Here is a 14440-nt window from a genome sequence, read left to right on the forward strand (position 1 = left end):
ACAATTGAAAACTGTTGGTCAAAAATTAAAACTTCACTACGTTCTATTGGAGCTAGAAGTTATCCAGACTTAGCAAAAGCAATTGAAACTGCTTTTACTCAAGTCTCGTTAACTGATATTTATAATTGGTTTACCCATTCTTGTTACTGTACTTCACCAGACTGAGAAATGCTATAAATCAAAATCTAAAACCAGAATCGGTATAAAAAATTAGTGAGCTAAAAAAACCGCCACTAAATTATGATAGGGCGGTCTGGTTAAGCAATCGGAGGGTAATTACAGATTACTCTGCTAATAAATGAAATTGCTGTAACGAAGTTTGCATTAGATTGAGGATTGGGTATGGATTATTCCCTTTGTCTCCTTATCTTCCTACTCTCTTCCGTAAACACTCATTGGTTCCTTGATAAATCGGGTGTAAAGATGCTTAAACGTAGACTTAATGACGCGGGGCATACCAAAATCAATGGGCATCAACTTGTCTGGTAGCTGCCAATCTTCTATTTTTAATAAGTCAGGATTTAAATGCGGAAACTCTATGGCAGCTAGTTCTGGACAAACTCCTAGCCTTTGGGAAGCTGCAACTGTGGGTACTTGTTCGGGAGGAACATTGAGGATTTCTACCATTGCCCGATCTAAGGCAAATATATCTGATGCCGCTGCTAAAATACCCAGTTGGCGAGGTTTACCGTTGCTAGGGCCATTACCTTCATGACCGATAATGCCATCTAATATGGTTAAGTTAGGATTAATAGCCCTAGCAGTTTCTACTAACATTTCACCAAATCTATTGGCGTCTTTTCCAGCTTCCATGTGCCACCAAGCTTTCATTTTACCGGGGACGCAACCAAACAGATTTTTTACGCCCAGTGTTAATGTCAACTGGGCATGAGATTTTACTTTAGGTAGGTTAATCACTACGTCTGCTTCCATTGCTTCTTTAGACAGCCGCAGATGGTTAAAATTGTCACTAATGGTTTGGTAACGCTGACCGTGAAAATCGATGATGGGAAGATTGAGTTCTTCTAAAATAGGCAGATAGCCATTTGCTATTGCAACGCCCTTAGCACTACCAAAAGCAGGACTATCGCCCAAAAATGGCTTACCGCCAACCTCAATTACCATCTGGGCAACTTCGTAAACTAGTTCGGCACGGGTGATACACTCTTTACCAGGACGCGAGCCTGTAAGTAGATTAGGTTTTAGTAAAACGCGATCGCCTTTTTTCACAAACGCTGCCATTCCTCCAAAAGGTTCCAGCAGCGTGACTAAGGATTCTCGTAAAGCCTCTCGTTCGTAAGATGTAGCCCGGATGAGACTAACAGATGATTTTTGAGTCTGCATGGATAATAAATTACCAGTAATGAAGATATTCTTCTATCTTCCTATTTATACCAATTCTCTAAAATCTCGCGTACTAGCTTAACCTCTGCCGTAACCACAAAGCCAATAAAGGTAATGCTAGTTGATAACCCTGTTCAGCACTATAAATTAAACCTTTGTTTTGTAATCCAGTCAGCGATCCCTGAAGGCTACCACCTCTTGAAAGACCATGTTTTTGAATATATTCTTTACTTTGTGGTTTATCTGTAGGATCTAAAGCCAAAGATTCTAAAAGATGCACCTGATTGGCTGGCAATAACATTAGTAAAGATTCAAAAACTAAAGACAAGTCTTTGAGTAATCCTTCTATTGCCTGCTGCACTGCTGCTTCACTAATTAACCCATCAGGATAAGAAAAAGTTTGTAAGCGGCGAATTATTGCCATTGCGTCGCCAATGTGTCCTTGGACAGCATCTAAAAATAATTGTAGTGCTTGGGAGCGAGAATCAAATTTCATTCCTTGTATATGCAATATCTCCCTCGCCCACAATGCCAAAACGTCATTAGCTAAGGGAGCTAACTGTATAGTTTCAAGGGGATAGTTTGTTTCATCTGGATGATGGCTGATCTCAGCTATGGTTGCTATTAAGACGTAGCTGACATGAGTTTGTACATTGATTTCTCGTCTGAATGTGGCTTCCCACAAACCATTACGATCCCAAGAGCGAATGTGCGGAAAACTCTGCAAAATCAGCACTACCCGCTTATTTAAACCAATAGCCATAATTTGGAGCAAATTGAGCAAAATTTCAAATGCTTGCCATAACTGCTTTTGGTTCAGGGAACGCAACGACTTAAGTTTACCTTCTGGATGAAAGACAAAAAACTCATTCCCAAAGTTGCTCACCCAGTCTTGAATTTGTGCTGCTTCCCAGTTTTGGCTAATTGTCTCTGTTAGCAGTAGGATAAATCGCTCTCCATCTGTCGCGCGGATGCAGTCTATCTCCAAGACGATCGCACCAACTTCTTGAGCAGCCCCTCGCACTAAAGTTCGTCGCCCACTACCAGGTACGCCAGTAATCAGCAAGTCTCCATCTTGGGCTAGTACTTCGACAATTCGCTGAAATTCTAGCGATCGCCCAACTAATTGTAAAGGAGTAGACAAATCCAAATTCACCTAGCTTTTGTCCTTGGTTTTAATCCCCACTTAATGGCAAGCATACTCACTTGCGTGACTACTGAGCAAGCATTGAAAGTAATGATGATAACAGTAAACTATTATTAGTGCTTATTTATAGTTAGCACTTGTTTTTAGTGCTAAAACTTATTTAACACTACATCAAAGGGAATAAATATGGTACAGGCAGCATCTCCCATTGCATCCCAAGAAAAGCAATTCACCGTTTGGCATACTTTGGAAATTTCTGAAACGATCGCTCGCTTGGATAGTGATGCTGAGAATGGTTTGAGTAGTGTAGTAGCCAAACACTTATTGTCTGAAGTGGGAGCAAACGAACTCACAGGCAAGAAAAGCAAAGCTTGGTGGTTAAAATTTTTACTGCAATTTAACCAACCACTGCTGATTATTTTGTTGTGTGCGGGTTTAGTAAAGGCGCTAACTGGCAGCTTGGTGAATGCTGGTGTTATTTGGGGAGTGACTACCACCAACGCCATCATTGGATTTATTCAAGAATCAAAAGCCGAAAGTGCGATCGCAGCCCTCGCCAAAGCAATTACCACCGAAGCAACCATCATCCGTGATGGTCAAAAATTACGCATTGCTTCTGGTGAGTTAGTGCCTGGAGATATTGTCTTGCTTACTTCTGGTGATAAAGTCCCAGCAGATTTACGGTTAATTAAGGTTAAAAATTTACAAATAGATGAATCTGCTCTGACTGGTGAATCTCTAGCAGTAGAAAAGAATACTCAAATTTTAAAGCCAGATATTGCTCTCGCCGAGCGCACAAATATGGCTTATGCGGGTGGCTTCGTTACCTTTGGGCAAGGTACTGGTGTTGTAGTTGCCACAGGGAACGCCACAGAAACGGGGCGAATTTCTGAGTTAATGGAGCAACACACAGATATTTCTACTCCCTTAACTAGAAAATTCAATAAATTCAGCCAGAATTGGCTGTATATGGTGTTAGGATTAGCAGCCCTCTGCTTTGTGGTGGGATTAAGCTTTCGAGGTTTTGAAGAAGCTTTAGAAGCAGCAGTCACTTTAACAGTCAGTGCGATTCCTGAAGGATTACCAGCAGTCGTGACAGTCACCCTAGCCATAGGTGTTTCTCGGATGGCGCGACGCAACGCCATTATCCGCAAATTACCAGCCGTGGAAACCTTGGGAAGTGCAACTGTTGTTTGCTCTGATAAAACTGGGACTTTGACAGAAAACCAGATGACAGTACAGGCAATTTATGCGGGGGGATATCAATATACTCTCACTGGTATCGGTTACACACCGGAAGGCGAAATTCTGATAGATGACAAACCCGTGAACCTCAACAGCCATAAAGGTTTGCAAGAATGTTTAATTGCAGGCTTGTTGTGTAACGATTCCCACTTAGAAAAGAAAAATGGTAGGTGGGTAGTAATGGGAGATCCTACAGAAGGGGCATTAATTGCATCAGCAAATAAAGCAGGTTTTAGTCAGCCTACCTTACTTAAGCAAATGCTAAAGGTAGATGCGATTCCCTTTGAATCAGACTTTCAATACATGGCAACTTTGCACGCCACACCCCAAGGTAAGACTATTTATGTCAAGGGTTCAGTCGAGGCAATTCTCCAGCGCTGCACTCTGATGTTGAACACTGATGGACAACCCCGCCCATTGGATTGTGTAGAAACATTACGGCAAAGCAGCATCGAGCGGGAAGTCAATATTATGGCACGCCAAGGCTTGCGGGTATTAGCTTTAGCGAAAAAAGTAGTACCCGATGGGCAAAATACCCTAGATCATCCAGATATTGATACCGGGTTAATTTTCATCGGCTTGCAAGGAATGATCGATCCGCCGCGTGAGAGTGCTATTAAGGCAGTCCAAGCCTGTCAGGAAGCGGGAATTGAGGTCAAAATGATCACTGGCGATCATGCTATCACAGCGCAGGCGATCGCTTATCGCATGGGTATCAACAAAAATGGCTCAGTTCTGGCTTTCACAGGTGCAGAACTAGCAAAAATGGATAAAACAGAACTTGCCCAAGTTGCCCAAGAAGGTGTAGTTTTTGCCCGTGTCGCCCCAGAACAAAAGCTACGTTTAGTCGAAGCTTTGCAATCAAAAGGTGAAATCGTTGCCATGACAGGAGATGGTGTCAATGATGCACCAGCCTTAAAACAAGCAGATATTGGTATTGCGATGGGTGGTACTGGTACAGAAGTTGCCAAAGAAGCCGCAGATATGCTGCTTACCGATGATAATTTTGCCTCCATTGAAGCTGCTATAGAAGAAGGACGGGCAGTTTATAAAAATCTGCTCAAGGCAATTTGCTTTATTTTGCCTGTCAACGGTGGTGAATCAATGACAATTTTAATTAGCACATTGCTAGCCAGAGATTTACCAATTTTATCTTTACAAGTTCTGTGGCTAAATATGCTCAATTCCATTACTATGACAGTGCCTTTAGCCTTTGAGCCAAAAGCGCAAAACGTCATGCAACAAGCGCCCCGTCATCCTAATGAACCATTAATTTCAGGGAGTCGGTTACAACGAATCTTAGCAATTTCTCTATTTAATTGGATTGTCATATTTGGAGTATTTGAATATATCCGCCAAACTACGGGTAATATCGATTTAGCGAGAACAATGGCGATTAACGCTCTCATTGCTGGACGGATATTCTATTTATTGAGTATTAGTCAATTAATCCCGAATTTGATTGCCAAGATGGACGGCACAATTAAAGAGAATGTTGATATTCCTGCTATTGGCTTTGGGATTTTAGGGGCAATTATTTTGCAAATTATTTTTGCTCATGTGCCATTAATTAATGAAGTTTTTGAAACAGCACCATTAAACTTGCAGCAGTGGTTATTTTGTTTAGCAGTTGGTTCACCAATGATTTTGTGGGCTACAGTAGTAAATCGTTTTGATCCGCCAAATTAAATCACTCAGCTATTTTTCAAGACAAACACCATCCTAAATTTTCGGTGCGTTATACCAATTCTTTATGAAGACGCATAGAAAGAACCCCACCGCCTGCGGCACCTCCCCTTACAAAGGCTACGGTGTACACACAAGTTATCTAATCACTACCAGTCTTTAAATTACCCCACCCTAACCCTCCCCTTGCAAAGGGGAGGGAACTAGATATCTTTTTCCACCCTTTCCAAGGGGGGATTAAGGGGGGTAATTCAACTTGTGTGTACATCGTAGCTATTCCACCTTGAGTGGTAAGATACCACTCATTTGTTCTAGATTTAAGACTGTGGCTAAGTCTGTTTCACTCATCAATCCGCGTTCTAGAACAATCTGGCGTAAAGATTTACCAGTTTCTAAAGATTCTTTGGCGACAGCTGCGGCATTTAAATAACCGATGTGGGTATTTAGTGCGGTTACTAAAGCTAAACTACCTTCGGCATAAGCTAAACAACGTTCCTGGTTTGCTGTGATTCCTTCAATGCAACGTTCTGTAAGGACAGCGATGGTATTGCCGAGAATTTCGATACTGTGAATCAAGTTATAGGCAATTAGCGGCATCATCACATTTAATTCTAATTGTCCAGCTTGTGCGGCTAATGCGATCGCACTGTCGTAACCCATCACCTGAAAACACACCATTGATGTCATCTCTGCCATTACTGGGTTATATTTCCCTGGCATAATTGAGGAACCGGGTTGCACTGGTGGCAGTTGAATTTCTTTCAAACCTGTTTTTGGCCCCGAATCCATCAGCCGTAAATCATGAGATATTTTGGCTAAATCCTGTGCTAAGTTGCGTAAAGCACCGGAAACATTCACAAATGGAGCCATACTTTGCATAGCTGCCATGAGATGCGGCGCAGGTTCTAAAGGAGTATCAATCAATTCTGAAAGAACTTCTACCACACGGGCGCGATATAGAGGATGAGTATTTAATCCCGTTCCGGCTGCACTACCTCCCAAACCCAGCACCATCAAATCGCCAGAGGCAGTATAAATCCGGTTTTGGTGTTCTGATAAGATTTGCGCCCAAGCCCGGAAATTTTCACCCAAACGCACGGGTACAGCATCTTGTAAGTGGGTTCTGCCAGATTTGACGATATGTTGAAATTCTACGGCTTTGTTTTCTAAAGCTGCGATCGCACCATCTATTGCTGGGTGTAATGTCTTAGATAATGCCAATAAACCACCAATCCGAATTGCAGTAGGAATCACATCATTGGTAGACTGTCCATAATTAACGTGGTCATTGGGACTAACACGTTTGTAATTGCCCTTTTCTTCACCAAGAATTTCTAAGGCGCGATTTGCTAGAACTTCGTTGACATTCATGTGGTGAGATGTTCCAGCACCCGCTTGATAAACATCCACAACAAATTGATCGCGGAACTTCCCTGCCAGGATTTCATCAGTTGCTTGCACAATCGCCTGACTAATATCTTGGGGAATGCAATTTAGTTCTCCATTCACAATTGCTGTAGCTTTTTTAATTATTAACCCAGCATCTACGTAAGTAGCTAAAGGCTTAATTCCGCTAATGGGGAAGTTTTCGATAGCCCGCAGCGTTTGAATGCCGTAATAAACGCTACTAGCAATTTGGCGATCGCCCATCGAATCGCGTTCGATGCGGAATTCTGTGTGTTCAGTCATAGTATTCTTTTAAAAGAGCTTCAGAAAACAGATTTTCCCACGCTTAGGGGGAAAGTGGGGAGACAAAGAGAAGTTGTAGTAAGTTTCTCCCCTCTGCCTCTTCCTGATAGCAGGGCAACTAAATTTATTTATGGAGATTATTAATTTTTAATTTTTAATTCGGAGCGAAGCGACGTGACTTTACCCAACTGGATTACTTTCTCTCGCCTTCTGGGTGTACCATTTCTGCTTTATGGCTTGTACAACCCCACAGCACAAGCTAGATGGATATGTTTGGCGATTTTTATCGTCGCTGCATTAACTGATTGGTTAGATGGCTATTTGGCGCGGAAACTCAACCAAGTTAGTGAATTGGGTAAATTTCTTGACCCCTTAGTAGATAAATTTTTGGTACTTGCGCCGTTAATGGTGTTAATTGAACTAGGAAAAGTGCCAGCTTGGGGAGTGTTTTTGATTTTAGCGCGGGAATTAGCGATCGCTGGTTGGCGAGTGAATCAAACGACAATTACCGGGGCGAACATTTGGGGTAAACTCAAAACTGTTAGTCAAATAGTTGCGATCGCACTTCTGATTGCACCCCTACCTGAAGTATGGCAAACTCCCTCTCTAATTGCCTTTTGGGTTTCTGTAGCCTTTACTTTAATCTCTGGGGGTATTTATCTTTTGCCGCAAAAAGCTAGCACTAATGAAACCACAATATAGTATTCTAATTCAGTGGTCTAATGAAGATAAAAAGTACGTTGTCAGCCTACCTGAGTTTGGCCCCTATGCACACACTCATGGAGATACGCAGATGCTCTCAATAATGGTGAGGAAGTGCTGGAACTTTTGATTGAAGATTGCCAAGCACAAGGAAAACCACTACCAAAGCCTTTGACTGCAAACGTCTCCTTTCGGTTTGTATAATCTTCAAAAATCATAGCTAGGTAATCCACTAACATCAGTCTGGAGAGCAAACAAATCACCTGAGTAGAAACTTTTATCAATCTCCCCTTGGCTGAGTCCAACTGAGCCAGTGGTGATGTAGAGTGTTTGCAAATCTTCGCCGCCAAAGGTGCAACTCGTTACGAGTGGAACAGGTAGTTTTATTCGCAATATCTCTTCACCCTTAGAGTTGAAACGAATCACACACCAGCCATCCCACATAGCTGACCAAATATTTCCTTGACTATCTATCGTTAACCCATCTGGGTAGAAAGATTCATGAGTTAAATCAATAAAAATTCGGCGATTAGTAATGCTACCTGTTACTGAATCAAAGTCGTAAGCATATATTTTTTGTTGAGGAGAATCACTCAAGTAAAACGTTTTTTGATCGGGACTCCACCCCAGACCATTAGAGATAGTCAATCCTGTTTCCATCACATGCAATGAACCGTCACGATCGTAGCGATAGAGGCTAGCCTGTGGTTTTTCTAAAGAACACATTGAACCAATCCAAAAGCGACCTTGAGGATCACATTTGCCATCATTAAGACGGTTATTGGGCAGATTTTTTTCAATCTCCAAAATAGGAGTAACTTCACCTGTTTTGGTATTGAGGAATGCCAGATGATGACGCATCGCCATAATTAATCTATCTTTACCTGCTGTTGCGATCGCACCTACGACATCTCCCAAATTAAAAAACAAGTCTTTCCCCGTAGCCGGATTGAACTGATGTACACGATGGTTGTAAATATCGATCCAGTACAGTAGGTTTTGGGTAGAATCCCAGATGGGCCCTTCACCCAAGCGGGCACGAGAATCTAGTACATTGTGGAGTGGATATTGCAAAACCTGGCTCATTTTATCAACCAATAACAGTATTTACAAAAACTAGTTTGAGTGGACTTCAGGCAATTTTAAAAAATATTTGCCTGACTAATAAAGAAAATTTTCATTCCTGTTTCAGTAAAGACTAAAGACGCAATTTATCGCGTCTTCCCCAGGTAGAAGAAAATATTTTTGATTTTGACTCAACCTTTACTGCGATCCGTTAACTTAAAATTAGTCGGTCAACATTCCCTTTATGTACCAAACAGACCCGCCTCTCTCTCCCAAAGAAGTCCTACCAACCATGTATGATCTTCCCAGTGAATACCCGGAGGACTCTGGTTTGCCTGACGAATTTCACCTTTTTCAGCCCCAACTTCTGCGCGAAACCTTCTGTCCACCTAACTATCCAGCAGAGGAAGTATTTGTTGCCAGTGACTTAAACCTTTACTATGACCTGCGGCATACACTGTGGTACAAACGCCCAGACTGGTTTGCTGCTGTGGGAGTTTCGCGTCTCTACGAACAGCAAAACTTGCGTCTGAGTTATGTTATCTGGCAAGAAGGGGTTGCTCCTTTTGTAGTGATAGAATTGCTTTCTCCTGGCACTGAAAAAGAAGACTTAGGACAAACTCTCCGCGAGATTAACCAACCGCCGACCAAATGGGAAGTTTATGAGCGGATTTTGCGAGTTCCTTACTACATTGTGTTTGACCGCTACACTAACAAACTCCAAGCATTCCAATTAGTTGCAGATAGTTACAGCGAATTGGACGTGAGTACCCCACGACTGTGGATGCCGGGTTTGGAACTGGGCTTAGGACTTTGGCAAGGTTCTTACCAAGGAATTGAGAGATTGTGGCTACGTTGGTATGATGCATCCGGGAACTGGCTTCCCACGCCGCTAGAACGAGAAAGTCAACGTGCTAACAGATTAGCAGCACAACTGCGCGAGTTAGGCGTTAACCCTGATGAGTTATGAAAATGCGATCGCATCAGTCAACTTAACGCAAAACGGGCGGTTAGAAACCGCGTCTACATAAACAAAACCCACTTCCGTGGGTTTCCAAACCCTTAATTTGACCTTAGTCCGCGGAGGCGGACTTTGCCTGTGTAGCCGCGAATTCTATTCGCCAGGCTCTAAGTTGACTCAGACAGCTTGTAAAATCTCCTCATCTACAGAGAAATCTACTTCAGCTTTGTCTTTTGCATTAGCCAAATAGTCATTTTCCAAAGAGTCTTGTAAACCAGAAATTAAATCATATTCAGGATGCCAGTTTAATTCTGTTTGCGCTTTATTCACCGAAGCGAAGAAATGCTGCACGCGCATCGGAAAAGCTTTGCGTTTGCCGAAATCAAACTTTTTCGGGTCGTAATGGACGATTTTTACAGCATCGGGCGATTTACCAGCCGCTACAGCACTAGCACGGGCTAAACCATCAAAAGTGACAAAGCGATCGCCAGAGATATTATAAATCTGCCCTACGGCTTGTTTATTGCCCAAAACCTGAGTCATTGCTTGTGCCAAGTCTTTTACATGACCTAGCTGCGTGATATGCAAGCCATTTCCGGGGATAGGAATGGGGCGATCGCGCACAATTCTGTCAAAAAACCAGCCTTCCAACTCATTATAATTACGGGGCCCGTAAATATAAGTAGGACGAATAGAAGTAAAGGGCAATCCCAATTGAGTCAAATAAGCTTCAGTTTCATGTTTACCCTTATGGCGACTTTTGGGATCTACAGCATCACCTTCTATGTGGGGCAGTTGGTCAGATTTGAGATAAACCCCCGCAGAACTCATATACACAAAATGTTGCACTCGGTCTTTAAAAATTTCTGCTAGTGGTTGAGTATCAGTAAGTTCCCGCCCGTTATTGTCAAAAATGACATCAAAGTTTTCTTGTGATAACTTTGCTTTTAATTGAGTAGCATCTGTGCGATCGCCTATAATTTGTCCTACTCCCTCTAAAGAAGGTGCTGGCCGATTCCCACGATTGAACAGCACCACCTCATGTCCTTGTTCCACCAGTAATTGAGTCAAATAAACACCAATGAACCGAGTACCACCCATAATCAGAATTCGCATAAATTCACCCTTTCTATATCAGTTTTCATCGAGGGAGTAGGGGCTGGGGACTTGGAATTAGGGAGACAAAAAGAAATAACTAATGCCCAATGCCCCATGCCCAATGCCCCATGCCCAATCTGAGATTATCAGGTTGCCGCATCCATCTGGAACCTCTCTGGGAAAGATTCCGTCTTATGTGCTAATCTGGGGCGCTTCCCGTTAATTAATCACAAGGGAAACTTTTCAGTTAACGTCATCAAGTTAGCCTTTGTATTTTCCATTTATTCAAGTTAGCTGTGCCCTTGAAATATGCTCTGGTTCATGAGTGGCTTACACCCAAAGCCACCGGTGGTTCAGAACTCGTTGTCCGAGAAATTTTGAATCACATTGATGCTGATTTGTATGCCCTCATAGATTTTGAATCTAGCAATAGAGAAAGTTATTTATATAAGCGTCAGATTGGCAAGACGTTTCTCCAAAACTTTCCCTATGCCCGCAACGGTATACAAAAATACTTACCTTTGTGGCCTTTGGCAATTGAACAACTTGATTTGCGGCATTATGACGTAATTTTGTCTTCATCCCACGCTGTTGCCAAAGGAATTCTTACCACTCCCGAACAGATGCATATTTGCTACTGTCACAGCCCTATGCGCTATGCCTGGGACTTGACCTTTGATTATCTGCACCACAGCAAACTGGGTAATGGTTTACCTGGGTGGGTGACGCGATATTTATTACATCGCTTGCGCCAGTGGGATGTATTGAGTGCCAATCGCGTTGATTACTTCATTGCCAACTCGCAGCACACAGCTCGGCGGATTTGGCGTTGCTATCGACGAGAAGCAACAGTCATTTACCCACCAGTGAATATTGCGGAATTTCCGTTTCTGTCTGAGAAAGAGGACTTTTATCTGACAGTTTCTCGGTTAGTGAGTTACAAGCAAATATCGTTGATTGTCAAGGCTTTTAATCAACTAAAACGACCATTAGTAGTCATTGGTACAGGAGATGAAATGAACAAGATTCGCGAGCTGGCAAACTCGAATATCCAAATACTCGGTTGGCAACCCGATAATGTGGTAAAAAAATATATGTCTAGGGCTAAGGCATTTGTGTATGCAGCTTGTGAAGATTTTGGTATTGCCCTAGTGGAAGCACAAGCGTGTGGCACGCCAGTAATAGCCTATGGTGCAGGGGGTGCTTTAGAAACAGTGCGAGACATCCGCTTTGGCGCGGATACAGGGACAGGCATATTTTTCAAGACGCAAACAGAGGCGGCTTTGGTGGAGGCAGTAGAAAAGTTTGAAATGTATGAGGGTTCGTTCAATTCCGAGTATATGCGATCGCACGCCGCGCAGTTTTCACCGCAAATCTTTGCAGCTCGTTATTTAGATTTTGTAAACAAGTGCAACGAAAAAAGACCCTTTTTGCAATGATGGTCTTGACTAACGTCTGATTTTTTTAGGCTTTTGGCAATTTCCCCCAGAAGCATCTCATTTTGGCTTTAATATTGGGACTATGTGTGGTGTGGATTATTAAGGAGTATGATGACTGCCCAGAGCTCACTCCTCTCCGGCAAGCGAGGCGTAAGGCAAGACACTAGAGCGTCTACGCGTTTCTTAAAACGCGGTCAAAAAACAAACACGCCAAAAGTTAAGCCCAAAGGTTTATCTTTTCAGGGTTTAAACGGAGAGTTTGCGAAACGACTGTTCGATATAGTGTTTTCGCTGTCGGTATTAATTTTGTTCTTCCCTGTCTACTTAATTTTGACCTTGCTGATTGCCTTTAGCTCAGAAGGCCCAATTTTTTATGTCCAGGAACGGGTAGGGAAAAATTACAAAGCGTTTAATTGTATTAAATTCCGAACAATGGTAAGCAATGCGGACGAAATTCTCATGCAAATGATGGAAACATCGCCCGAATTGCGACAAGAATTTGAGAGCAGTTTTAAGCTAAAACAAGACCCCCGAATTACCAAAATTGGTCGATTTTTGCGAATTACTAGCTTAGATGAATTTCCCCAGTTCTGGAACGTTTTAAAAGGGGACATGAGTGTAGTCGGCCCCCGACCTTTGGTAGCAGAAGAACTGCCAAAATACGGTTGTCACATTGATGAGATTTTAACAATCCGTCCAGGAATTACTGGTTTGTGGCAGGTATCTGGGCGTAATGACATTCCCTACCCTCGGAGAGTCCAAATAGACCTGCATTATGTCAAATGTAGGAATTTCTGGCTTGATTTATGGATCATCTTGAAAACTGTTGATGTGGTAATTCTACCCAAAAACAACGGGGCATACTGAGTAACTACTTAGGGCGGATTCTGTGGGGCAGTTAATGCCCCTAAGTACCGATTCTTCCCCTAAGACTAAAGAATTACTTATCTTTGCTTTCTATAAATTTGTGCTTTTATACTTAACTCAGACTTCTCTAAGCGTGAACCTTTAGCTATTTTGCCCTGATTCGCCTTTTTGCCATAAGTCTAAATTTAACATGCCTATTTTATCGAACAGAATTCAGGAGTCAGAATTCATTCTGAATTCTGTATGACTGGCGGTGCTTCGCAGCGTTAGCAACACTCGTTCCTACCGCTACGCTGCGGACTCGTTTGCCGCCTGATCCTCGACTGATAGCGTACTCTGTAAGAGTTGCAAGCTACGCTTTTAGTGTCTCGTAGAGAAGCGTTAGCGAGTCTTGTCTACGACACACTACGCGAACGAGCGTCTTTATTCTGACTCCTGAATTCTGACTCCTGAATTCTTCTTCAATAATTCTTCATAAAACTAGAGATATATGAAGTTTTGACAAAAAAACAACTTACATAAAAATAATCTTTATCTATCTGGTACAAGAAGAAATATACAATAATCCAAAAATCTTGAGCTATTTAGTACTTGGCTTACGTGTCAAATTATTTTTTATTAAGTATATTTATTTACGGAAAAAGTCTTTTAACAACAAGAACTCGTAGTTTCCCATTAGGCAATTCAGCAATTAGTTGCTAGGTTGTATCAGATTAGCTGTAACTTTTTAATCAAAGACAATAAGGGATAATTGAGCATGACGCAACAGAAGCGAGCGTTGATTACTGGTATTACTGGACAAGATGGTTCATATCTAAGTGAGTTTTTACTGGAACAAGGTTATGAGGTTCATGGCATCATTCGCCGGACTTCTACCTTCAACACAGACCGCATCGATCACATTTACGAAGACCCCCACAAAGAGGGAGTGCGGTTGTTTCTTCACTACGGTGACTTGACAGACGGTACGACGTTGCGGCGCATTTTAGAAGAAGTCAAACCAGTAGAAATTTACAACCTCGGCGCTCAATCCCACGTTAGAGGATGTTTTAAAAGTGGGGGGCAATTGTAAGAAAGCTCACAAGGCTTAAGCTGAAATTATAAGCATCAGCACCTTGTGAGCAAATGACTAAAGCATATCGTAGTAACCTGAGTTGGGAACAGTGGGAATTGATTGAAAAAGAGTTTCCCTTACCG

The 14440-nt window shown here is 42.3% G+C and carries 10 protein-coding genes and 1 pseudogene; 6 read left to right on the forward strand and 5 right to left on the reverse strand.

Going from position 1 to position 14440, the window contains the following annotated elements; all coding sequences use genetic code 11:
• Nucleotides 1-372 precede the first annotated feature (372 nt).
• A complete protein-coding gene (locus tag A4S05_RS32535; RefSeq protein ID WP_069073900.1) occupies nt 373-1344 on the reverse strand; it encodes an Npun_F2552 family protein in 972 nt (323 codons plus the stop codon).
• A 73-nt stretch (nt 1345-1417) separates the two neighbouring features.
• Nucleotides 1418-2500, reverse strand: a complete 1083-nt coding sequence (locus A4S05_RS32540) for a DNA polymerase III subunit delta (protein WP_069073901.1) — start codon at nt 2498-2500, stop codon at nt 1418-1420.
• A gap of 177 nt (nt 2501-2677) precedes the next feature.
• On the opposite strand from A4S05_RS32540, the gene A4S05_RS32545 reads away from it, so the two are divergent.
• Nucleotides 2678-5425: a cation-translocating P-type ATPase gene (locus A4S05_RS32545; RefSeq protein ID WP_069073902.1), complete on the forward strand. Its 2748-nt coding sequence runs from the start codon at nt 2678-2680 to the stop codon at nt 5423-5425.
• A 270-nt stretch (nt 5426-5695) separates the two neighbouring features.
• Here A4S05_RS32545 and A4S05_RS32550 read toward each other — a convergent pair whose 3' ends face one another.
• On the reverse strand, nt 5696-7111 hold the full coding sequence (locus A4S05_RS32550; RefSeq protein ID WP_069073903.1) for an aspartate ammonia-lyase: 1416 nt from the start codon (nt 7109-7111) through the stop codon (nt 5696-5698).
• Nucleotides 7112-7285: 174 nt separating this feature from the next.
• Between A4S05_RS32550 and pgsA the strand changes: the two genes are divergently transcribed.
• The gene (gene pgsA, locus A4S05_RS32555; protein WP_069073904.1) at nt 7286-7813 is read left to right on the forward strand and encodes a CDP-diacylglycerol--glycerol-3-phosphate 3-phosphatidyltransferase; all 528 of its coding nucleotides are present in this window, start codon (nt 7286-7288) and stop codon (nt 7811-7813) included.
• A 207-nt stretch (nt 7814-8020) separates the two neighbouring features.
• Here the strand turns inward: pgsA and A4S05_RS32565 are convergent, their stop codons facing one another.
• Nucleotides 8021-8899: an SMP-30/gluconolactonase/LRE family protein gene (locus A4S05_RS32565; protein WP_069073905.1), complete on the reverse strand. Its 879-nt coding sequence runs from the start codon at nt 8897-8899 to the stop codon at nt 8021-8023.
• A 223-nt stretch (nt 8900-9122) separates the two neighbouring features.
• Here A4S05_RS32565 and A4S05_RS32570 point away from each other — a divergent pair, with 223 nt between their 5' ends.
• Nucleotides 9123-9848 carry a Uma2 family endonuclease gene (locus tag A4S05_RS32570; protein ID WP_069073906.1) on the forward strand — a complete coding sequence of 242 codons (726 nt, stop codon included), beginning with the start codon at nt 9123-9125 and terminating at the stop codon, nt 9846-9848.
• A gap of 168 nt (nt 9849-10016) precedes the next feature.
• Here A4S05_RS32570 and A4S05_RS32575 read toward each other — a convergent pair whose 3' ends face one another.
• Entirely contained in the window at nt 10017-10955 is a 939-nt protein-coding gene (locus A4S05_RS32575) for an NAD-dependent epimerase/dehydratase family protein (RefSeq protein WP_069073907.1), read from the reverse strand.
• A 278-nt stretch (nt 10956-11233) separates the two neighbouring features.
• On the opposite strand from A4S05_RS32575, the gene A4S05_RS32580 reads away from it, so the two are divergent.
• From A4S05_RS32580 to A4S05_RS32590, 3 genes and pseudogenes are all read left to right on the forward strand, one after another.
• The gene (locus A4S05_RS32580) at nt 11234-12376 is read left to right on the forward strand and encodes a glycosyltransferase (RefSeq protein ID WP_069073908.1); all 1143 of its coding nucleotides are present in this window, start codon (nt 11234-11236) and stop codon (nt 12374-12376) included.
• Nucleotides 12377-12487: 111 nt separating this feature from the next.
• Nucleotides 12488-13243 carry an undecaprenyl-phosphate galactose phosphotransferase family protein gene (locus A4S05_RS32585; protein ID WP_069073909.1) on the forward strand — a complete coding sequence of 252 codons (756 nt, stop codon included), beginning with the start codon at nt 12488-12490 and terminating at the stop codon, nt 13241-13243.
• A gap of 757 nt (nt 13244-14000) precedes the next feature.
• Nucleotides 14001-14300 (forward strand): annotated as a pseudogene (locus A4S05_RS32590) (GDP-mannose 4,6-dehydratase); the annotation flags it as partial.
• Between the last annotated feature and the right edge of the window lie 140 nt (nt 14301-14440).

Source organism: Nostoc sp. KVJ20 (assembly GCF_001712795.1).
GTDB lineage: Bacteria > Cyanobacteriota > Cyanobacteriia > Cyanobacteriales > Nostocaceae > Nostoc.